A 19,392-nucleotide genomic window follows, 5' to 3' on the forward strand; every position below is an offset into this window, starting at 1 on the left:
TACTTGGAGTCAATAGGGCTCTAGGGGAGGAAGAGCACCGTGCTACGGGTGATCGGCTTGAAGCTGGTCAGGCTCGTGCCGGTGCTTTTCCTCGTTTCCCTGGCCACGTTCTTCCTTATCGACCTGATTCCCGGCGACCCGGCCGCCAACATGCTGGGCACCGATGCCACGATTGAGGATTTGGAGGCGGTCAGAAAGTCGCTGGGCCTGGACAAGCCGATAACCGACCGCTACGTGGACTGGTTGGGCGGTGCGCTGAGCGGCGACTTGGGTCTGTCGTTGCGCGCCCCTAATGAGCCGGTTTCCGACCTACTCCAGCGCAGCGTCGGACCCACGCTGCGCTTGTCGGCCATGGCGTTGGGCATGTCGTTCACCATCGCCATCTTCTTGGGGGTTTGGTCGGCTCAGGCGGCCGGAACTCGGGTAGATCGAATGGTGAGCGGCACCATGTTCGGCTTCATCTCGGTGCCAACGTTTCTGGCCGGACTCCTGTTCATCTTCTTCTTCGTGTTCCGGGAGTCCATACCCCGTTGGCTGTGGGTGATCGGGGTAGGGCTCATCGTCTTGCGGTTGGCCTATCTGGCCATCAGCCGATTGGCCGAAGACCGAGCCGACGTGTCGGGGTGGTTGGGATATGCCATCGCCACGTTTGTGGTCGCCGGCCTCCTTTTCTGGGTATTCATCCAATGGCCCGACTTCCCCCGGACGGCCTCCCATCGCTACGACGACAACTGGCGCGAGCAGATTCGCTCCCTGTTCTTGCCTGCGCTGGCCCTGGCCTTGAGTGAGATCGCCGTGTTCACCCGACTCTTGCGAGCCGACATGCTGTCGACCCTGCAAGAGCAGTTTGTGCTGTCATCGCGGGCCAAGGGCATGCCCACTTGGCGGATCCTGTTCCGCGACGCTTTGCGGCCGTCGTCGTTCTCTCTCATCACCGTGGCCGGTATCACGCTGGGCCGGCTCATCGGCGGCACCGTCATCATTGAGACCATCTTCGGCTTGGAGGGGCTGGGCAAGCTGATCGTGGGCACCGGCGTGATTCCCAAGAACTACACCATCGTGCAAGGCGGCGTACTGGTGTTGGCGGTGGGCTATGTGCTGTTGAACGCCATCATCGACATCTCCTATCAGTACCTCGACCCGAGAATCAGGCGGGGCCGTGTCTGACCCGGCGCGGGGCACGATCGCCCCCGGCGAGCCAGAAGTCCGAGCCCGCCGCGCCGAACCTCGGTCAATTTGGTACTGGCCGCTGCTGCCCGTCGGGATTGCGGCGATTTTTGTGGGCACCATGGTGCTCAACGATGTGACCGCCGAGATCAGGGTCACGTTGGTGCTGGTTGGCATCGTGGGCGGGTATTTCGGGCTGGATGCTCTGTGTCAGAGGCGCTGGGGATCGGGCTTCGACACCTCGGCATGGCTGTCGGGATTCTGGTTGGCACTGGTCGGGCTGTCGGCCATCACCGTGGCCTGGCTGCCGCTTCCCGAGTCGAAGCTGGTGAAGAATGCGCTAGCCGAGACCCCGAGGCTTCGCCCCGACCTGTTCTCAGATCATCCTCTCGGCACGAACATCCAGGCCCTTGACATGCTCGGAGGAGTCATGTGGGGGGCCCGCACCTCCCTGATCATCAGCTTGGGGGCGGTGGCCATCGGCCTGTTGATCGGCGGGGTTATCGGGATCACCGCGGGCTACTTCCGGGGGCCGCTGGACAGCGGGGTGGGGATTCTGGCCGACTCCATGCTGGCGTTTCCCCCGCTGATCCTGCTGGTGGCCATGGCCACGGTGTTTACCCAGAATCAATGGACGATGGCGCTGGAGCTGTCGCTTCTGGGCATTCCCACCTATATCCGATTGGCCCGGGCCAACACGCTGACCTTCGCGCAGCGTGAGTTCGTCTTGGCCGCCAAGGCCATGGGATCGGGGGACCGGCGCGTCATTTTCCGGGAGCTGATGCCCAATGTGGCCCTGCCCATGGTTTCGTATGCCTTCCTGGTGACCGCGGTGCTGATCGTGGCCGAGGCCTCGCTCAGCTTCTTGGGGGTGGGCATCCAGCCTCCCGAGCCCACCTGGGGCAACATGATCGAAGCCGGCCAGGAGAGCTACCAAGATCATCCCCATCTGGTGTTCGTGCCCGGGATCGTCATGTTCATGACTGTGTTCGCCCTCAACCGGGTGGGCGACAAGGCCCGCGAGCGCTGGGACCCCCGCGAAGCCCAGCTCTAAGGGCTCAGAGCCGCCCTCACCAAAGCAGGAGAAGTCCTTCTATGGCGGCAGCCGTTGAGAGCTGCCGATCGAAGCATCCGAAGGAGCAGTTGTCGACGGTGTATAGAACTTCTAGAGCAGAGGCTAGTTGTACTGCGTCATAGGCGCGCAGCGGATGGCGTGCGACAAGGTCGGCTGCTGCATTCAATATGTCTGTGCTTACCCTGATGACGTGTGCAGGCCGGCTCGACAATGGGCCAATGTCGATTATGAACCGCTGGCACAGAGCTTGAGCATGACGAGATGAGAACTCGCCGATTCGATGCTTCCGCCACAGCGCAGATGGCAGCTCGACCTTCACCAATTCGCTGACGACGACAGTGGTATCCAGATCCCTAACTAGACCACTGTCCGGCTCATTTGCATAGCGCTTTAGAAGGGCGGAAGTGTCAAGGAAAACCGTCACCTGTTGGCGCGGACCAACTCGGAAAGCGGGGTTCCCTGGCCGGCGCGCTCCATAGCCTCTGCAACGAGTGCCTCGTCTGGGGGAGGGAAGTTGGGGTAATCAAGCTCCACCAGGAGTCCTGCCAGCCTCAGCCGTGCCCTAACCTCCTCCATTGTGCTCGACGACCGGGAAGGATCGGTTGCCGTCTCGAGTATCTGAGTGAGGTACTCATTCATCGACATGTCCAGATGTTGGGCACCCAGCTTGACCCGGGCCACGAGTTCTTCGTCTGCTCTCCAAGTAACTTGCCGCATGACTGCATGATAGCAAGCATGCCTGCTCAAACCGCAGGGTTTTCAGCCAAAGTGAGTCAAGGGGTTTTGGCCAGGTCGGCCAGGCGGAACCGGAACTTGGCGATATTGGCGAGCTTGATGTCTTCGTAGCCGCGGACGAGGTCGGCGGCTACGGCGATGGCCTGGGCCGATTGCATGTCTTCAGGAGCGGTGGCGCCGTCGACGGCTTGGCGCAACGCCACCAGATATTCGGCGGGCAGGCGGCGCTCCTCGCGGCGGACCTTGGCCCGGCCGAAGGGGTCGAAGGGGGTTCCCCGCAGGCGCTTGCCCTTGGCCAACAGGGCGATGAGCGGACGCCAGCGTGCTGTTGACAGGGCGATCTTGTGCTTGCGGCCCATGGCCCGCAGGGTGGGCGGATGCAGCAGCCAGGCCAGGCGGTCGCCGGGTTGCGCGGCGGCTATCGCAGGCGCGTGGCCGTCGGAATCCAGCATGAGGCGGGCTACCTCGTATTCGTCTTTGTAGGCGGTGAGCTTGAACAGACCGGCGGCCACTGCCGCGGTCAGCGCGGCGGAGCCGGGGTTCACCTGTCGTTCCAGGGCGGCAAACTCGGCCACCGCGTCCAGATAGCGGGTAGCCAAGGCCCGATTCTGGAACCTCACCAACTCGGCGGTGAACAGCTCCAGGGCGGCGGCCAAAACGGTGTCGCCTTCGGCGAGGTCTTCGATGCGGCCGCTCAGCTTTCGGCCCAACACCCCGGAGTGGTCGTGCTCCAGTGTCTGGGCGTCGTCGGGCACCGGCGCGGCGCGCCCTGCGGCGGCGCTTTCCACCATCGCTTGGTCGGCCACCCACCAGCGTCCCCAGCGAAATGCAGCGGTGTTCAGCTCCACGGCCACTCCGTTGAGCTCGATGGCGGTTTCCAGCGCCTTGGGCGTCACCGGCAGCAGCCCGGTCTGCACGGCCATGCCCACCACGAACACGTTGGCCCCCACCGCATCGCCCACCAGCATCTGGGCCAAGTCGGATGCGCTGGCCCAGAACTGGGCGTCGGCTCGAGTCTCGGCCCGCACCCGCTCCAACAGCTCATCAGCGGTGGGCATGTCGATTTCGGGGTGAGCGGTCTTGGCGCCGGGGGGCACAACGTCGAGCGAGCCCACCACCGCGGTGCGGGCAGAGTCGGACGCGTCCAGCCCGGTGGCCGACGACGCCACCAGCAGGTCGAAGGCCAGCAGCAGGTCGGCTTGGCGGTCGCCCAGCCGGTTGCTGCCCGAGCGGCCGTGGCGGGTGATGCGCAGATCGCTGACCACCGGGCCGGCCTTTTGCGACAGGCCGATCTGGTCTAGCCCCTGCACGTTAGACCCATCCAGCATGGCGGCGGTGCCGATGAGTTGGGCGGTGGTCACCACCCCGGTCCCGCCGATGCCGGTGATGTGGATGTTCACGTCGGCGCCGGCCGACTCCGGCGGGGCAGGGATAGGCGTGGCCGGCACCGGGAGATCGGCCGGGGCGGAGGCCCGCTTTCTGCGAGCGCGCTTCGGCCGGGTGATGGTTACAAATGCCGGGCAGTCGCCCTCCAAGCACGAGAGGTCGATGTTGCAGCTGTCCTGGTCGATGGTGGTCTTGCGGCCGAACGGGGTGTCGAAGGGCTGCACCGACAGGCAGTTGGAGACCTCGGCGCAGTGGCCGCAGCCCTCGCACACCCGGTGGTTTATGGCCACCCGGGTCTGGGGCGGGCTGATCTTGCCCCGCTTGCGGTCTCGGCGCAGCTCAGCGGCGCACCGCTGGTCGTGGATGAGCACGGTCACCCCGGCCACCGCGGCCAGCTCCCGCTGCACCTCGGCCAGCTCGGTGCGGTCTCTTACGTCCACCTCCGAGGGAAGCCCGAGTCGGCGGGTGCGGGCTGGGTCGTCGGATGTGATGATGATGCGGACCACGCCCTGGGCCAGAAGCGACCGGCACACCCGGTCGAGGGGGATGCCGCCGGTGGGATTCTGCCCACCGGTCATGGCCACCGCGCCGTTCCACAACAGCTTGTAGGTGATGTTGACTCCTGCGGCGATGGCCGCGGTCATGGCCAGCTGCCCGGAGTGGAAGAAGGTGCCGTCGCCCATGTTCTGGATCAGATGGGGGGTGTCCACGAATGGGGCCATGCCAATCCACTGGGTGCCCTCGCTGCCCATGCAGGTGAGTCCGGCGATGTCGCCGTAGCGCGGCTCGCCCCCCAGAAGGATCATGGTGTGGCAGCCGATGCCCGCGCCCACCGCGGTGCCGGGGTCGGTGACCGTGCTGCGATTGTGGGGGCAGCCTGAGCAGAAGTACGGGGTGCGGTTCACCGCCAGGGGGATGCGCTCTCGCACCGGGCGCTCCGGGGTCAGCCGGTCGCCCAGACGGGCCAATCGGCTGCGCAGCGGGCCCACCAGGTCGTCGGCGTGCAGGGCGCCATGGCTCTTGATGAGGCGGCAGTCGTGCTCGTCGTACTCGCCCACGATCCGGGGCCGGTGCGAAGTGTTGTACAGGGCGTCTTTGGCCCTCGACTCCACGTTGGGCGTCTTCTCCTCGATGACGAAGACTTCTTCCAGCCCGGCAGCGAAGTCTCTGATGGTGGAAGCGTTGAAGGGAATGGGGAGACCCATGCGCAGCATGCGGATGCCGGCGCTGGAGATCGCCTCGTCGTTGTCCAAGCCCATCACCGCCAGCGCCTCCCGCACCTCCCAGTAGGTGATGCCCGAGGCGATTATCCCGATCCAGGCATTGGGAGATTCCACCACCACGCGATTGAGGTGGTTCAGTTCGGCGTATTGAAGGGCCAGATTGGTGCGGACCTCCACGATCTCGCGCTCAAAGTCCAGCGTGTAGGGGGTGAGCAGCCGGGTGTCGGGGCGGTGCTGGTAGGGCTTGCCCTCGTGCAGGGGTATGACCGGATTGACCCGGTTGGGGTCGAGGCTGACATCGGCCGACCCGTCGGCCACGTTGGCCACGATCTTCATCCCCACCCACAGCCCGGTGGCCCGGCTCATGGCGATGGCGTGGCGGCCCAACTCCAACACATCGGCGGGGTCGCCGGGGTAGAGCACCGGGATGTGCAGGTCGGCCAGTACCCCGGCTGAGGTGGACGGCAAAGTGGACGACTTGGCGTTGGGGTCGTCGCCGGCCAGCATCACCACACCGCCCTTGGGGTCGGCGCCGGCGAACATGGCGTGGCGGATGGCGTCGGAGGCCCGGTCGACGCCGGGGGCTTTGCCGTACCAGATCCCGATGACGCCGTCGTAGCGGGCATCGGGTCGGGAGGCGGCCAGTTGGCTGCCCATCACCGCAGTGGCCGCATACTCCTCGTTCACCGACGGCCGCAGCACTACGTCGGTTTCCCCCGATTCCCTCACGGCCCGCTCCAGCGCGGAGTCGAGTCCGCCCAGCGGGGAACCGGGGTAGCCGGCGGCGAACGCCGCAGTGTTGAGCCCCGCGGCCCGGTCGGCTCGGAGCTGCTCCAGCGGGAGCCGGGCCATGGCTTGAATGCCGGTGAGGAAGACCGTTCCGGAATCGTTGGTGAAGCGATCGGAGAGCCGGTAACTGCGGTTCGACTCGGTGGCCGTCATGTCGAAGTCAGTCTAGGAGCAAGTTCTCGCAATGGGGCTGTGCAATCTGACCAATTGGGAGGGGTCGGCGAACGAGAGCGCCACTAGACGGCCGGACTGGCTGGAGCAAACGCCGGGCGGGTGCCGATGATCTGAGCGGCCTCCAGTCGGGCCAGCTCGTCGTCGTCCAATCCCAGCGGGCCGCTCAACCATGAGTTTGTGACACTACCCCTTTGGTGCGGCGTGTTGCCTGGCCCCAAGCTCCGGTGGCCCGACGGTGAGAATGCCCCATTACCGGACTACCGTCGTGGCCGATGGGCGACGACAAGAAGGGCGCGGTGGACCAGCCTCGGATCGAGGCCGCAGTGCGGGAGATCCTGGCTGCCATCGGCGAAGACCCCAACCGAGACGGCCTGTTGGACACCCCGGAGCGGGTGGCCCGCATGTACGCCAAGATCTGCGGGGGGCTTCACGAAGACCCGGCCGCCCACCTGACCCGTCAGTTCGAGGCCGACCACGATGAGATGATCCTGGTGCGAGACATCCCCCTGTACTCGCTGTGCGAGCACCATCTGATCCCGTTTCTGGGCAAGGCCCATGTGGGCTACATCCCCAACAAGGATGGATGCATCACCGGGCTGTCCAAGCTGGCCCGGGTGGTGGAGGGCTACTCCCGGATGCCCCAAGTGCAAGAGCGGCTCACCACTCAAATTGCCGATGCCATCGAAAACGCTCTCGACCCCCGGGGCGTACTGGTGGTGGTGGAGGCCGAGCACCTGTGCATGTCGATGCGGGGCATCCGCAAACCGGGGGCCAACACGGTGACCTCCGCGGTGCGAGGGCTATTTCGGACCGATATCGCCACCCGAGCCGAGGCCATGCGGTTCATCGACCGCTGAAAACCGCTCCGACATCTCCCCAGAGCGCTATTCGCATAGGGCCGCCCCAAAAAGCAGCGGTACTCTGAGACCGTGGAGACATTGGAAACGGGGCCGATGGTCATGGGCATAGTCAATGTCACTCCTGACTCGTTTTCCGACGGGGCCCGGTTCTCCTCGCCCGAGGTGGCGGTGGCCCGAGGCCGCAAGCTGTTCGATGAGGGCGCCTCTGTGGTGGACGTCGGCGGCGAGTCCACTCGCCCCGGGGCCGAGCCAGTGCCGGTACACGAAGAGCTGGCTCGGGTGGTGGATGTGGTGGCTGGATTGGCCCCGCACGGCCGGGTCTCCATTGACACCACCAAGCCCGAGGTGGCCCGGGCCGCGGCAGCCGCGGGGGCCGACATCCTCAACGATGTCTCGGCGTCGATGCACGAGGTGGCCGCTGAGCTGAACGTGGCCTGGATTGCGGTCCACCGCCAGGGCACCCCGGCCACCATGCAAATCGCCCCTCAGTACGACGACGTGGTTGCCGAAGTACGCGACTTCTTGGACAAGGCGGTTGAACGGGGGCGGGCTGTCGGAGTTCCCGAGGTATGGGTCGATCCGGGGATCGGCTTCGGCAAGACCACCAGCCACAATTTGGAGCTGCTGGCCAACCTGCGGCAGTTCGCCACGCTGGGCGCACCGGTGGTGCTCGGTGCCAGCCGCAAGCGCTTCATCGGGGAGCTGCACGCGGTGAGCGATGGCACAGGTCTGGAGGAGGTCCCGACCGACGACCGGCTCGAGGGGTCGCTGGCCGCCGCGGCCTGGGCGTTTGCCCAGGGAGTGTCGGTTGTGCGAGTCCACGACGTGGCCGCCACCGTGGGGGCCATGAAGGTGGCGGCGGCGTGAAGTGTGAAGGCAGTAGCGGCATGAAGGTAGTGGCGGCGTGAAGGGTAAGTGGGCCGCGGGAATCCAACCGCGCAACTTCTATTGGATCATGAAGGACCGACTGGCAATCTGCGAGCGTCCGGGGGGCAGAGGAGAGAGCCATCGGCGAGTTCGGCGCACCGAGGAGATCAATTGGATACGCCAGCAGGGCTTTACCCGGGTTGTATCGCTCATTCCGTCTACTCACAACCTCCACAACTACAGCGAACAGAACATCGCCTGGAGTCACTGGCCCATTGCGGACAACGAGGATTACACCACCCGACTCGGTCCGCTGTTCGCTGAGCTGCGGTCACTGCTGGCCAAGAAGGAGAAGTTGCTGGTACACCGCCGTGGCCTGAGCGACGAGGTGTGCGGCTTCTTGGCGGGCTATCTGGTGTGGACAGGAATGGTCTCCAGCGAGTCGCAAGCGGTGGTCGTGATGGAGAAGATGACCGAGCGCCCGATCGGCTCGGTGGGCCGCCGCATTGTGAACGCGGCCGCCGCGCTCCCCAAACCGGAGGTAAACCTCTCTATGGTTGAAGAGCCCGGCGATGAAGAAGAGCCGTCAGACGATGACTGAAGACCGACTGGTGCTGCGGGATTTGCGGGTGATGGCCCTGTGCGGGGCGCTGCCCGAAGAGAGGACCCGGGCCCAGCCGTTCGAGTTGGACATCGAAATCGGCGCCGACCTGGCTCCGGCGGGCCATTCCGACGACTTGGGCGACACCGTCGACTACGGGGCGGTGTGCGCCGCGGTTGCCGCGGCAGCCGAGGGCGAGCAGTTCACCCTCATGGAGGCCATGGCCCACCGGCTGGCCGAGGTGTGTTTGAAAGCCGACCCCCGGGTGGAGCAGGTGACCGTGGAGGTCCACAAGCTGCGCCCGCCAGTGCCCCAGCATCTGTCCACCAGCGGTGTTCGCATCACTCGCCACCGTCAATGACCAGAGCTCGGGAGTCAACCGGCTGATGGAATCAGGGGATTAGCCCAATGACCAGGGTGTACTTGGGGTTGGGGTCCAACATGGGTGACCGCATGGGATATCTCCAGGACGCGGTGGCCACCATGAGCGACTGTGTGGCCGTCTCCGGGGTGTATGAGACCGATCCGGTAGGAGGACCTGACCAGGCCCGTTTCCTCAATGTGGTGGCCGAGCTGGACACAGACCAGTCGGCCCGGGGCCTCCTGGAGCTTTGCCAGCGGTTGGAGGCGGCGGCTGAACGAGTGCGAGAGGTCCGCTGGGGTCCTCGTACGCTGGATGTGGATGTGCTGTGGGTGGACGGTGAGACGGTGGACGAGGCCGATCTGGTGGTGCCGCATCCCCGCATGTTCGAGCGGGCTTTCGTGATGGTGCCGTTGGGGGAGTTGGCCCCCGACCTGGCCGAGGGGTGGACCGATCCCGGCACCGGCGGCTGTCGTCGCCTGGGCGACTGGGATGAGCTTGTCCCGCGAACGAGCGAGGACATTTCGTGAGCGCCGTGAGCCAGATCCCCGCTGTTGAGCGGGCATCTGAGCTACGAGCCGCATTGGATGCCGCCCGCCGCGAGGGCGGTTCAGTCGGCCTGGTGCCCACCATGGGCTATCTCCACGAGGGCCATCAATCACTTGTGGCCCGCTCGGCCGCTGAGAACACCCTGACCGTGGTGAGCATCTTTGTGAACCCGCTTCAATTTGCCGAAAGCGAGGACTACGGGACCTATCCCCGGGACATGGAGCGAGACCGGGAGATGTGCGCGACCGCCGGGGCCGGTTTGATCTTCGCTCCCCCTGTCGAGGAGATGTACCCCCAGACCCCCATCACCTCGGTGGCGGTCAAGGGGCTCAACGCGGTGCTCGAGGGGCAGTTCCGCCCCACCCATTTCGACGGGGTCGCCACCGTGGTGGCCAAGCTGTTTGCCATGCTGGGGCCGGGCCGGGCCTATTTCGGGGAGAAGGACTACCAGCAGTTGGCCATCATCCGCCGGATGGCTGCCGACCTGTCGCTGCCGGTGGAGGTGGTGGGCTGCCCCACATTCCGGGAACCCGATGGCCTGGCCATGTCGAGTCGGAACGTGTACCTGACCGCCGAGGAGCGACCGGCGGCCACCGTTCTGTGGCGGTCGCTGCAAGCCGGGCGGGACGCGGTGCTCGACGGCAGCCGCGATCCCGGTGAAGTTGAGGCGGTGATGGCCGCGGTGCTGGCTGCCGAGCCCAAGGCATTGCCCGACTACGCCGCGGTGGTAGACGCCGCAACGCTGGAGCGTCCTGAAGTGCTGGGGGGCGAACTGCGCCTGCTGGTGGCCGCCCGCCTCGGTCGAGCTCGGCTCATCGACAACTTGGGAGTAGACGTTGACCAGGGCTGATTTTCTTGATCGGGTCGATCTTGGACGTTCGGGCATCGGAGTTGGCTGTGACCGGCTTTGACCCCCCGGCCCACGACGTGCGGGTCGCAGTGGAGCGGGCGCTGGCCGAGGACTTGGGACCAGACGGCGACCTCACCTCGTCGCTTCTGCCCCTCGCCGAGGTGACCGCGGCGATCGTGGCCCGGGCCGCTGGCCGCTTGGCCGGACGGGCCTGTGCGATGGAGGTGTTCCGCCAGGTTGATCCCGCGGTGGCGGTGCGGTGGGAGGCCGCCGACGGCGACCCGGTGAGTTCCGGCCAGAAGTTGGCCGTGGTTGCCGGTCCCCAGGCCTCAGTGCTCACCGCGGAGCGCACCGCGTTGAACTTCTTGAGCCATCTGTCGGGTATCGCCACCGAAGTGGCCCGCTACGCGGCGGCCGCCGCGGCCACCGGCCCTGCCCGTGTCCGCGACACCCGCAAGACCACCCCTGGGTTGCGGGTATTGGAGAAGGCGGCGGTGCGGGCCGGCGGGGGCGACAACCACCGGGCAGGGCTGTCGGAGTGGGTCATGCTCAAGGACAACCACCTGGCCTCTATCACCATTGCCGAGGGGGTGGCGGGTGCCCACCGGCGCTGGCCCGGACGGGCCGTCTACGTGGAGTGCGACCGGATCGATCAGGTGGATGAGGCTTTGGCCGCAGGCGCCGACGCCCTGCTGCTGGACAACATGTCCCCAAGCGAGGTGCGGGCCTGCGTGGACCGGGCCACCGGACACGGCTGCCTGCTGGAGGTGAGCGGCGGAATCACCCTGGAGACGGTGGCCGAGTATGCCGCCACCGGAGTGGACTTCGTCTCGGTGGGCCGTTTCACCAACTCGGCGCCGGCACTGGACATCGCCTTGGACATGGCCTGAACTCCCCTCCGCTATGGAGCGGGAGAGGCTTGAAAACCGGGGGGGGGGGGCATACTTGAGATTTGATGAGAATGGCTGTTCGAATCTTTGGCGCCGCGGTGTGTTTGGTGGTTGCTGCGGCTGGGATTGCGTCTTCGCAGGTGTTGCCGGGTGCTGAGGAGCGCGCCGAGTTGATTTCGGCGCAGGAGGCTTTGCTCAACGAGTATCGGTGCCGTTTCGGGATCGATGTGGACGCGGTGCCGGGCGGGTGTGCTGAGGGGCGTCCCGGCTCGGAGGGCGGTGGCGAGCCCGTCACGGTGGGGGATTTGGCGGCGGCCGATGAGTTGATTGGGGCGCTGGAGGCTCTCTTGAATGTGTATCGGTGCCGTTTCGGCATTGATGTGGGGTCGGTGCCGGGTGGGTGTGCTGGGGGCGAGCCCGTTGGAGGCACCGGAGGCGGGGGTGGTGAGTCAGCGCCTGAGCAGGCCGCGGTGGCAGGCCCGCCGGGCCCGCCGGGTCCCAAGGGCGATGCGGGTCCGCCGGGGCCTCGTGGTCCTCGTGGTTATTCGGGCGGGGGTGGTTCGGGCCCGCCGGGTGCCAAGGGTGCTCCGGGTCCGCCGGGGCCTCCTGGTCCGAGGGGTAGTTCGGGCGGGGGCGGTTCGGGTCCGCCGGGGCCCCCAGGCCAGCAGGGCCAGCAGGGCCCGCCGGGCCAGCAGGGTTCGCCGGGCGCGGCTGGTGCGCCGGGCTCGAAGGGCGATGCGGGTGCTCAGGGTCCGCCGGGTCCTGCCGGCCCGTCTGGTTCGGGTCCGACGGGCCCCGCGGGACCGCAAGGCCCCCAAGGCCCACCGGGGCAGACAGGTCCGTCGGGGCAGACAGGCCCCAAGGGCAATCCTGGCGCGCCGGGCTCGAAGGGCGATGCGGGTGCTCAGGGTCCGCCGGGTCCTGCCGGCCCGTCTGGTTCGGGTCCGACGGGCCCCGCGGGACCGCAAGGCCCCCAAGGCCCACCGGGGCAGACAGGTCCGTCGGGGCAGACAGGCCCCAAGGGCAATCCTGGCGCGCCGGGCTCGAAGGGCGATGCGGGTGCTCAGGGTCCGCCGGGTCCTGCCGGCCCGTCTGGTTCGGGTCCGACGGGCCCCGCGGGACCGCAAGGCCCCCAAGGCCCACCGGGGCAGACAGGTCCGTCGGGGCAGACAGGCCCCAAGGGCGCGCCTGGCGCGTCGGGCTCGAAGGGCAACGAGGGCCCGCCGGGTTTACCGGGCGACGCCGGTCCGCCGGGGTCTGCCGGTCCGCCGGGTTTACTTGGTCCTCCGGGCGGCGCGGGGCCCCCGGGTGCTGTGGGCAGCAACGTCGTTGAGATCTACTACGGCACCCCAGATCCCACAGCCACATCTCCAGTCAATTCCCCCCCACAAGGAGCGCTGTACCTGCGCAAGGCCAGCAGTACTAGCTGTGAATACTGGTATTACACCTCTAGTTCGTGGTCGAAGGTAGCCACCTTCGCATGTAATTGATATGGCTGGATCTGGCTCGTTCCGCTTGTTCCGTTCGTTCCGCTCCGCGGTGGCAGTGGCGGCGGCGGCCGTCGCGTGTGTTTTGATCGCACATGCGGCGACCCTGACGTCGCAGCCCCAGGCTCGGGCCCAAGACGCCGGCCCGCCGGGCGCGGTCGGTGATCCCGGTCCGCCGGGCCCGCCGGGCGCGGTCGGTGATCCCGGTCCGCCGGGCCCGCGGGGCGCTCCCGGCAGCGGCGGCGGCGCTCAGGGTCAGCCTGGTCCTGCCGGCGCTCAGGGTCCGCCGGGCGCGCGCGGTGGTGCTGGTTCTGATGGGGATGCGGGTCCGAAGGGTCCTGATGGGGATGCGGGTGCGCCTGGTCCGCCGGGCCCGCCTGGTTCTGGGGGGTCGAATCCCGGGCCTGCCGGCGCTCAGGGTCCGCCTGGTCCTGCCGGCGTTCAGGGTCCGCCTGGTCCTGCTGGCGTTCAGGGTTCTGATGGGGATGCGGGTCCGAAGGGTCCTGATGGGGATGCGGGTGCGCCTGGTCCGCCGGGCCCGCCTGGTTCTGGGGGGTCGAATCCCGGGCCTGCCGGCGCTCAGGGTCCGCCTGGTCCTGCCGGCGTTCAGGGTCCGCCTGGTCCTGCTGGCGTTCAGGGTTCTGATGGGGATGCGGGTCCGAAGGGTCCTGATGGGGATGCGGGTCCGAAGGGTATTGCCGGTGATCCGGGTCCGCAGGGCCCGCCGGGCGAAACGGGCACGGCCGGTCCGAGAGGTCCTAAGGGACCCGATTATGGAGATGTCATTGTCGAGTTCCGTACGTCTATCTTCGGGACCGCGGTCCAAGTTCCGACCGGAAGGCACGCCGGTGCCTACGGCCACTACCTGCGAATCTTGCGGAACATAAGTGATGTACCGCAGACATGCATCATCTCGACACCCGGCACCAACAACGCCTGGACACTGCGCGCCACCTTCACCTGTAGCTAACCAGCCCCCACCCCCACCCCGACACCAACGCCAGGGAAAACCCGGCCAGACGGCTGCAAGTCACACAGAAGCGTAAAGCCTATATACTCTCATGCGTGACATCGGAGGTTGTGGCCCTTGACTCGCCAGGTGTTCTGTGCCGCTGCGTCATCTACCTGCGCGGTCGCCGAGGCTGGACTCAGGCTCAACTGGCAGAGGCAGTGGGACGATCTCAGCAGTGGGTCTCCAGGTTCGAGAGCGGGCGGTGCGAAGGATCGGTGGGCGACGCGATAGCGGTGTTGTCGGCATTGGGCGCGGACATCGCAGTCCGGGCGGTCGAGGCGCCGCAGGATGGCATCAGAGCGCATGGCTAGGTCGATTGGGAACCTCTATGTGTTCTTGCACGGTGAGATGAAATGAACTTGCGTGATTTCAAGATACCGAGGCCCGGGCGCTGCCAAATTGTGGCTGCTTCGGCCAGTCTGTAAGGGCCTATCCCTTGTCGCCGTCCGGGTCGGCGAGGGAGAGGATCCAGTTGCAGGTGGCGGGGTGGGCAAATGCTATTCGGCCTTTGCCGGTTGCGGTGATCATCCCCGACCGGAGCAGTCGCCGGCGGTAGACACCTGCGTAGCTGACGGTGACGCCCAGGCGGCTTGCCACATCGGATATTTTCGACTCGGAGCGGTCAGAGGCCATTGCGATCAGAAACTTGCGGTCGACGTCGGACAGATCTTTCCAGGTGGGCCATAGGACTAGGCGGCTGATCCGGCGCTCAGCCTCGTTGATTCCCTCAGAGACTTCTGCGGGAGTGATTCCCGCTTCTGGGTTCCCGGCCGCCCTCCAGCTGTAGAACCCGACCAACTGGACCATGAAAGGATAGCCAGATGTTGCGGCCACGGCGGCTTCGAGGGCCTCGGCCGTTATGCGTGCTCCTTGGTTTTGGATTGGTTTGGCGATAGCGGCTCGGGTGGCAGCTTGAGCGAGACGGCCGATTTCGTGTATTGAGCAGCGTTGGAGAAACGTTGCCGAGTCACCGGCGAGGAGGCTGTCCTCGATGCTGGGCAAGGCTGCACCCAAGAAGGCTGCCGGTTGCCCCTCGCGGCGAGTTACATGCTGGAGAATGCTCCCGATTTCTCGAACCTCCCCGATGTCCCCTGCTTGGAGCTCGTCAATGGTGATGAGCAGCCCTGTCCCGCGGGCTTTGAGCAACTCGCCGAGGGCGGTCAGGGCAGAGCGCAGAGTGAGAGGGCTGGTGTCGGCGTCATGGTGCTCGACGGTTACCCCCATGCTTGCAGCATGAACACCGGTAACTCGCCATCTAGCCTTCTCATCGCCCATCGCATGGAGTAGATCCACGGCATGTTTGGCGATGCGCTCCGGCAGCTCGGGTGGGAAGGCTGTTTCGGAAATCGTCAGCCAGCCTCGGGACCGGGCTCGTTCCTCAGCCGCTTCAAGCGCGACGGTCTTTCCCGTGCCCCTTGCGCCGATGAGCAGGGCCGAGTAGTCGGGATGGGTCGGGCCGGTTTCAAGGGCTTCTTCGATGGCCTCGAGCACCTCGTCTCGACCGGCCAATTCTGGGGGCGCAGCGCCGAAAGTAGGAGAGAAGGGATTCCTGTTGGCCACGGACCCACATTACATGGCTGCGCTGCTTTTGTGTCTTTTAGTGTTTTTGCAACCTTTAGCCTTGCGCGTTGAGGGGCTAGCGGTTACCGGTCTGGTTCGGCGGCGTGCTGGGAGCTGAGGTTCCCCCCTTTTCGTGGAGAGGTTGGTTTTGGGGATCGGGGGTGGGGTTACCGGTCTGCTCCTGGCGAGATGATGGGGATGTGGTTTTGCCGGGCTGCCTCGGCCAGCTTGTTGTCGTAGGTGACGATGCCTTCGAGGTCGCGGCCGAGGCCGAGGGCCGATGCGAGGTGGATGGCGTCCAGGGAGCGCAAGGAGGGCGGATCCAGGTGTCCCGCCTGCTCAAAGATGTGCTCTCCAATCCTGACCAGCCGCACTGAGGCGAGCACTTCGGTGGCGGTCAGAACGTGGGCCGACGTCAGTCGGCGAGCGGCGCGCAACAGCTCTGTGCGCACGAAGTCGCCGGCCACCAGATCTCGGTGCTGCTGGGCCCGCCAGGATTGGAACCCCGGTGTCTCGGGCTCGGCGACAACCAGCTTCGCCAACGCCGAGGTATCGACATAGAACGCCATCTCAGTAGCGTTCGCCCTCTCTCATTTCAGCGAGCACCTCCGACAGGCTCGGCCCTTCGATGGGATCGGGCAGATCAGCGATGTCTCGTGTGGCCTCTGTTACCAGACCGGCATCGGCCAGCTCTTGAAGACGCGACTTGGGAATCGGCGTCAACAGCGCCATAGGTCGTCCCCGGCTGGTGATCGTCAAAATCTCTCCGGCGGCCGCTTTGGCCACCACCGCGGAAGCGTTCTGCTTGAGAGCTCGGATGCCAACCTCGGTCATGTGCTTCATTGTAGCACATAGAACGGCGGGTCATCGATCCCAAGGCGTCGCCTGTGGTCTGGGTGAATCGCCCCAGGTTCGGTGGAGGCTCTGGTGGTCCTTGGGAGGATGATGGGAGCTATGGCGAATAATGGGAAGCTCAGCTACAGCACACACCCGGCCTGCCGGTTGGCGGGCAGCTTCTCGCAGAATGCCCAGCGCTCTTCGGGGGTCACGAGCACGTAGCCCGCTTGTTGCTGTATCGACCAGTAGCAGGAGTCGCGGCTCTGGGGATATGCGGTGGGGTCGGCGTCGAGCATCGCGCAGAACTCCACGGCCCGGTCAGCGCCCACGGGCTCCCAGAACCCGTTTTGGGCCGCTTCTCTGATGCAGTCGGCGTTGTCGGCGGAGGCCGCGGCGTGGCGGCAATGGCCGATGGTCTCAGCGGGGTCGTCAGCGGCGAGGTTGGCGGCGTCGCGCCCGTACGACCGGAAGCAAAGCGAGCGGGCGTTGGCAGGCGCCGCATCGCATAGAGCGGCGACCGCGGCCATGTTCCAGTTCAGAACATCGGCCATGCGGGTGGTCTGGTAGAAGTAGCAATACGGTTGATAGCGCGCCTCGACGATGTTGCAGGGGTAGATGGGATCGCCTTCGCGGAGGTATTCGGTGATATGGCCCATCGCCCCCGACAGACCGCCGACCACGTTCTCCATGTACACCCCCGAATAGCACGAAAAGCGGTCGAGGCGCGGCGCGTGGTCGCACAGCCCGAGCGCCCCCGGCAGGTCGTAGTTGGTCCAGGCCATGAGGCCGTGCCCCACGCCGTGGACGCACTGATGGCGGAAGAACGTGTTATGGGTGCTGTCGCAGAGAGCGGCGATATCGGCGGCCAGATTGGCGGTGCCTCGCTCGGCGAACAGTGCCTCGGTGGCGCCGTGCTGCCCGCCCGACTGGCAGTCGTGGGAGGCCAGCGCGAACGCGGCCGGGCCGAACTTCTCGTAGGCGATGCGCCCCGCCTCATGGGCCCGGTTGTGGCAGTCGCTTCCCGATTCCAACTCGATCTGCTTGAGCACCTGGAGCGCCGCTCCGGGGCCGAACCTCTCGATGAACGCCTCGAGCTCGCGGTCGTCGGTGTAGATGCCCACATGCGAGGCGGCCGCGTCCTGCGGCACGGGGGCGAACTCACGGTCGGGCATCTCGAACACGAGGGGGGCCTGACGCCCGCTCGCCGAAGCCAGTGCCTGATCGCGGCCGCTCTCGGTGCCGGGCGAGGGGGAAACCGACACCAGGCCCCCCTCATCGGGGGAGAGGTGGTTGTGGTAGTACCACTGGCCGGGCTTGTCGAAGCGGTGGGTCCAGCTCGACCCCGGTTCCAGCGGGCGCTCAGGGTCGAATTCGGGGAGGATCTCATGGGTGGGGTGGATGTTGGACGCCGGCCAGAAGTACTCCTCGGAGGAGTTCACAAACAGCACGGCGTCGCCCGCGGCGATCTCTATCCGGTTTGGCTCGAAACCGCTTTCGCCATAGACCACCCGATGCGACGCGCTCTCCCCGGAAGCAGGCCCCGAGGCGGTGTCCGGGGGGTCGGAGACGAGGATAGGCCCCGGTGGCCGAGAAACCGCCAGGCGGTCCGCCGATTCAGTCTTTTCGGAGGTGGCCACCACGGCCAGGGTGACCGCCAGCGCGGCCACCGCGACCGCGGCCAATGCCAGCGCCGCCAAGAGGAGCCGGGACACGCGGTTTGAGCGCTCGTCCGAAGATTCCGAAGACGGGGTTCCTCCTGCGGCTCCCCCCCCTCCTCTCTGGGGAACCTCAGAAGGGCCTTGTCGGGTCACTGCGTTCGGATGGTGATGGTGTTGATGGTGACGGGGGGATTGGGTGTGCCGCCGAAGTTGTTGCCGGGCTGGGTTTGGTGGGTGTTGAGGATGGCGGTGAGCACGTCGAGGCCAGCGGTGACTTGGCCGAAGACCACGGAGTCGCCCTGGGCGTCGAGCAGCGACGCGGCGTCGGTGACGGTGAAGAAGAACTGGGCGTCGGCGCTGTTGGGGTTGTCGGTGCGGGCCATGGCCAGGAGTCCGGGGCGATAGGTGAAGCCCGATCCCTCGTCCCAGATGGTGTAGCCGGGGCCGGGGTCGGAGGGGTCGTTTGTGCGGGGGGAGCCTCCCTGCAAGATGCCGATGCTGGGGTCGGAGCGGTGGATGAGGGTGTTGTCGTAGTAGCCGTAGCGGGCCAGGTTCACGAAATTGTTCACCGTTCCGGGCGTGCTGGCCGCGTCGAGGGCTACTTCGACGAGGCCCTGCGTGGTGTCGAACACCGCGGTGTAGGCCCCGGAGGTGTCGATGCACAGGGCTGGGGCGTCGTCGAAGTCCAGCACCGCCTCGGCCGCTCCTTCGCTCGGCGCGCACAGCCCCGACCCGTAGTCAACCCCGGTGAACGGGTTGTAGAAAGTGCCGGTGGGCTGCGGCGCGGCCGAGTCGCCCGCCCCTGACTGCGTTTGGATGGCGGGCTCTTCAGCCGCTGCGGTTTCTGCGGCGCCCTGACTGGGCTCTTCAGCGGCCGCGGCTTCTGCGGCGCTCTGACTGGGTTGTGAGTCGTCGTTCCCGTCGCCAGAAAGGAGGGTCCCGGCGAGCAAGCCGGCGGCAAACAAAGCCAGTACTCCGACAGCCACCAAAAGCACCTTCATGGGGTTCCTGGTGCGGCCGGGCGGGTCGGGGTGGTGTGGGGGCTCTGCGGGGTCTTCGCCTGCTCCGGGTGGTCGCTCCGCTCCGCCGGGGTCGCCGTCGGGGTGGTGTGGGGGCTCTGCGGGGTCTTCGCTCTGTGGTTTTCGGTTTGTAGGAGACGGGAACGTCACGACTACTTGGACATAGGGCTCCGCGGGGTCTTCGCCTTGCAGTTTCCGTACGTTGATCTCCGGTTCTATGGGCTCCAAGGCAGGCTCCTCTTACTGGTGCGTGGTTGGAAAAATAACACGCTGCTGTTGGTGCTTCGGGCCA

General features: G+C 66.3%; 17 protein-coding genes. 10 read left to right on the plus strand and 7 right to left on the minus strand.

The features are described from left to right. Positions 1–48: 48 nt before the first annotated feature. Together OXG30_06545 and OXG30_06550 are read left to right on the plus strand one after the other, a co-directional pair. A complete protein-coding gene (locus OXG30_06545) occupies positions 49–1,167 on the plus strand; it encodes an ABC transporter permease (protein MCY4134558.1) in 1,119 nt (372 codons plus the stop codon). After that, positions 1,160–2,221: an ABC transporter permease gene (locus OXG30_06550; protein MCY4134559.1), complete on the plus strand. Its 1,062-nt coding sequence runs from the start codon at positions 1,160–1,162 to the stop codon at positions 2,219–2,221. Before OXG30_06545 ends, OXG30_06550 begins: the two co-directional genes overlap by 8 nt. Before the next feature lie 441 nt (positions 2,222–2,662). Here the strand turns inward: OXG30_06550 and OXG30_06555 are convergent, their stop codons facing one another. Both OXG30_06555 and OXG30_06560 read right to left on the minus strand, forming a co-directional pair. Beyond that, positions 2,663–2,959 carry a transcriptional regulator gene (locus OXG30_06555; protein MCY4134560.1) on the minus strand — a complete coding sequence of 99 codons (297 nt, stop codon included), beginning with the start codon at positions 2,957–2,959 and terminating at the stop codon, positions 2,663–2,665. A gap of 56 nt (positions 2,960–3,015) precedes the next feature. Further along, the gene (locus OXG30_06560; protein ID MCY4134561.1) at positions 3,016–6,528 is read right to left on the minus strand and encodes an indolepyruvate ferredoxin oxidoreductase family protein; all 3,513 of its coding nucleotides are present in this window, start codon (positions 6,526–6,528) and stop codon (positions 3,016–3,018) included. A gap of 293 nt (positions 6,529–6,821) precedes the next feature. Here OXG30_06560 and folE point away from each other — a divergent pair, with 293 nt between their 5' ends. From folE to OXG30_06600, 8 genes are all read left to right on the plus strand, one after another. Further along, a complete protein-coding gene (gene folE / locus OXG30_06565; protein MCY4134562.1) occupies positions 6,822–7,406 on the plus strand; it encodes a GTP cyclohydrolase I FolE in 585 nt (194 codons plus the stop codon). 72 nt (positions 7,407–7,478) lie between these two features. Further along, on the plus strand, positions 7,479–8,276 hold the full coding sequence (folP, locus tag OXG30_06570) for a dihydropteroate synthase (protein MCY4134563.1): 798 nt from the start codon (positions 7,479–7,481) through the stop codon (positions 8,274–8,276). Between the two features lie 88 nt (positions 8,277–8,364). Further along, on the plus strand, positions 8,365–8,877 hold the full coding sequence (locus OXG30_06575; GenBank protein MCY4134564.1) for a hypothetical protein: 513 nt from the start codon (positions 8,365–8,367) through the stop codon (positions 8,875–8,877). Then, positions 8,870–9,238 carry a dihydroneopterin aldolase gene (gene folB, locus OXG30_06580; protein ID MCY4134565.1) on the plus strand — a complete coding sequence of 123 codons (369 nt, stop codon included), beginning with the start codon at positions 8,870–8,872 and terminating at the stop codon, positions 9,236–9,238. Before OXG30_06575 ends, folB begins: the two co-directional genes overlap by 8 nt. Positions 9,239–9,285: 47 nt before the next feature. Then, positions 9,286–9,768 (plus strand): 2-amino-4-hydroxy-6-hydroxymethyldihydropteridine diphosphokinase, encoded by a 483-nt coding sequence (folK, locus tag OXG30_06585; GenBank protein ID MCY4134566.1) that lies wholly within the window; start codon positions 9,286–9,288, stop codon positions 9,766–9,768. Between the two features lie 5 nt (positions 9,769–9,773). After that, on the plus strand, positions 9,774–10,637 hold the full coding sequence (gene panC, locus OXG30_06590; GenBank protein MCY4134567.1) for a pantoate--beta-alanine ligase: 864 nt from the start codon (positions 9,774–9,776) through the stop codon (positions 10,635–10,637). A gap of 47 nt (positions 10,638–10,684) precedes the next feature. Continuing rightward, positions 10,685–11,527, plus strand: a complete 843-nt coding sequence (gene nadC, locus OXG30_06595) for a carboxylating nicotinate-nucleotide diphosphorylase (GenBank protein ID MCY4134568.1) — start codon at positions 10,685–10,687, stop codon at positions 11,525–11,527. Positions 11,528–14,079: 2,552 nt separating this feature from the next. Continuing rightward, positions 14,080–14,337: a helix-turn-helix transcriptional regulator gene (locus tag OXG30_06600; protein MCY4134569.1), complete on the plus strand. Its 258-nt coding sequence runs from the start codon at positions 14,080–14,082 to the stop codon at positions 14,335–14,337. A 118-nt stretch (positions 14,338–14,455) separates the two neighbouring features. On the opposite strand, the gene OXG30_06605 is transcribed toward OXG30_06600, so the two are convergent. From OXG30_06605 to OXG30_06625, 5 genes are all read right to left on the minus strand, one after another. After that, positions 14,456–15,586, minus strand: a complete 1,131-nt coding sequence (locus OXG30_06605) for an ATP-binding protein (GenBank protein MCY4134570.1) — start codon at positions 15,584–15,586, stop codon at positions 14,456–14,458. A 167-nt stretch (positions 15,587–15,753) separates the two neighbouring features. Next, on the minus strand, positions 15,754–16,155 hold the full coding sequence (locus OXG30_06610) for a type II toxin-antitoxin system VapC family toxin (protein ID MCY4134571.1): 402 nt from the start codon (positions 16,153–16,155) through the stop codon (positions 15,754–15,756). 1 nt (position 16,156) lies between these two features. Then, the gene (locus tag OXG30_06615; GenBank protein MCY4134572.1) at positions 16,157–16,420 is read right to left on the minus strand and encodes a type II toxin-antitoxin system prevent-host-death family antitoxin; all 264 of its coding nucleotides are present in this window, start codon (positions 16,418–16,420) and stop codon (positions 16,157–16,159) included. 143 nt (positions 16,421–16,563) lie between these two features. Then, complete coding sequence (locus OXG30_06620) at positions 16,564–18,135, minus strand: hypothetical protein (protein MCY4134573.1); 1,572 nt, start codon at positions 18,133–18,135, stop codon at positions 16,564–16,566. A gap of 95 nt (positions 18,136–18,230) precedes the next feature. Beyond that, the gene (locus tag OXG30_06625; GenBank protein MCY4134574.1) at positions 18,231–19,328 is read right to left on the minus strand and encodes a peptidylprolyl isomerase; all 1,098 of its coding nucleotides are present in this window, start codon (positions 19,326–19,328) and stop codon (positions 18,231–18,233) included. Positions 19,329–19,392: the final 64 nt, after the last annotated feature.

The sequence above is a fragment of the bacterium genome, assembly GCA_026708015.1.
Lineage (GTDB): Bacteria > Actinomycetota > Acidimicrobiia > Acidimicrobiales > Bin134 > Poriferisocius.

Bases quoted from the DNA above. Each gene is read 5' to 3' on its own strand.
- OXG30_06555 (MCY4134560.1), bottom strand. From the start codon at position 2,959: ATGCGGCAAGTTACTTGGAGAGCAGACGAAGAACTCGTGGCCCGGGTC.
- OXG30_06560 (MCY4134561.1), bottom strand. From the start codon at position 6,528: ATGACGGCCACCGAGTCGAACCGCAGTTACCGGCTCTCCGATCGCTTC.
- folE (MCY4134562.1), top strand. From the start codon at position 6,822: ATGGGCGACGACAAGAAGGGCGCGGTGGACCAGCCTCGGATCGAGGCC.
- OXG30_06575 (MCY4134564.1), top strand. From the start codon at position 8,365: ATGAAGGACCGACTGGCAATCTGCGAGCGTCCGGGGGGCAGAGGAGAG.
- folB (MCY4134565.1), top strand. From the start codon at position 8,870: ATGACTGAAGACCGACTGGTGCTGCGGGATTTGCGGGTGATGGCCCTG.
- folK (MCY4134566.1), top strand. From the start codon at position 9,286: ATGACCAGGGTGTACTTGGGGTTGGGGTCCAACATGGGTGACCGCATG.
- OXG30_06610 (MCY4134571.1), bottom strand. From the start codon at position 16,155: ATGGCGTTCTATGTCGATACCTCGGCGTTGGCGAAGCTGGTTGTCGCC.
- OXG30_06615 (MCY4134572.1), bottom strand. From the start codon at position 16,420: ATGACCGAGGTTGGCATCCGAGCTCTCAAGCAGAACGCTTCCGCGGTG.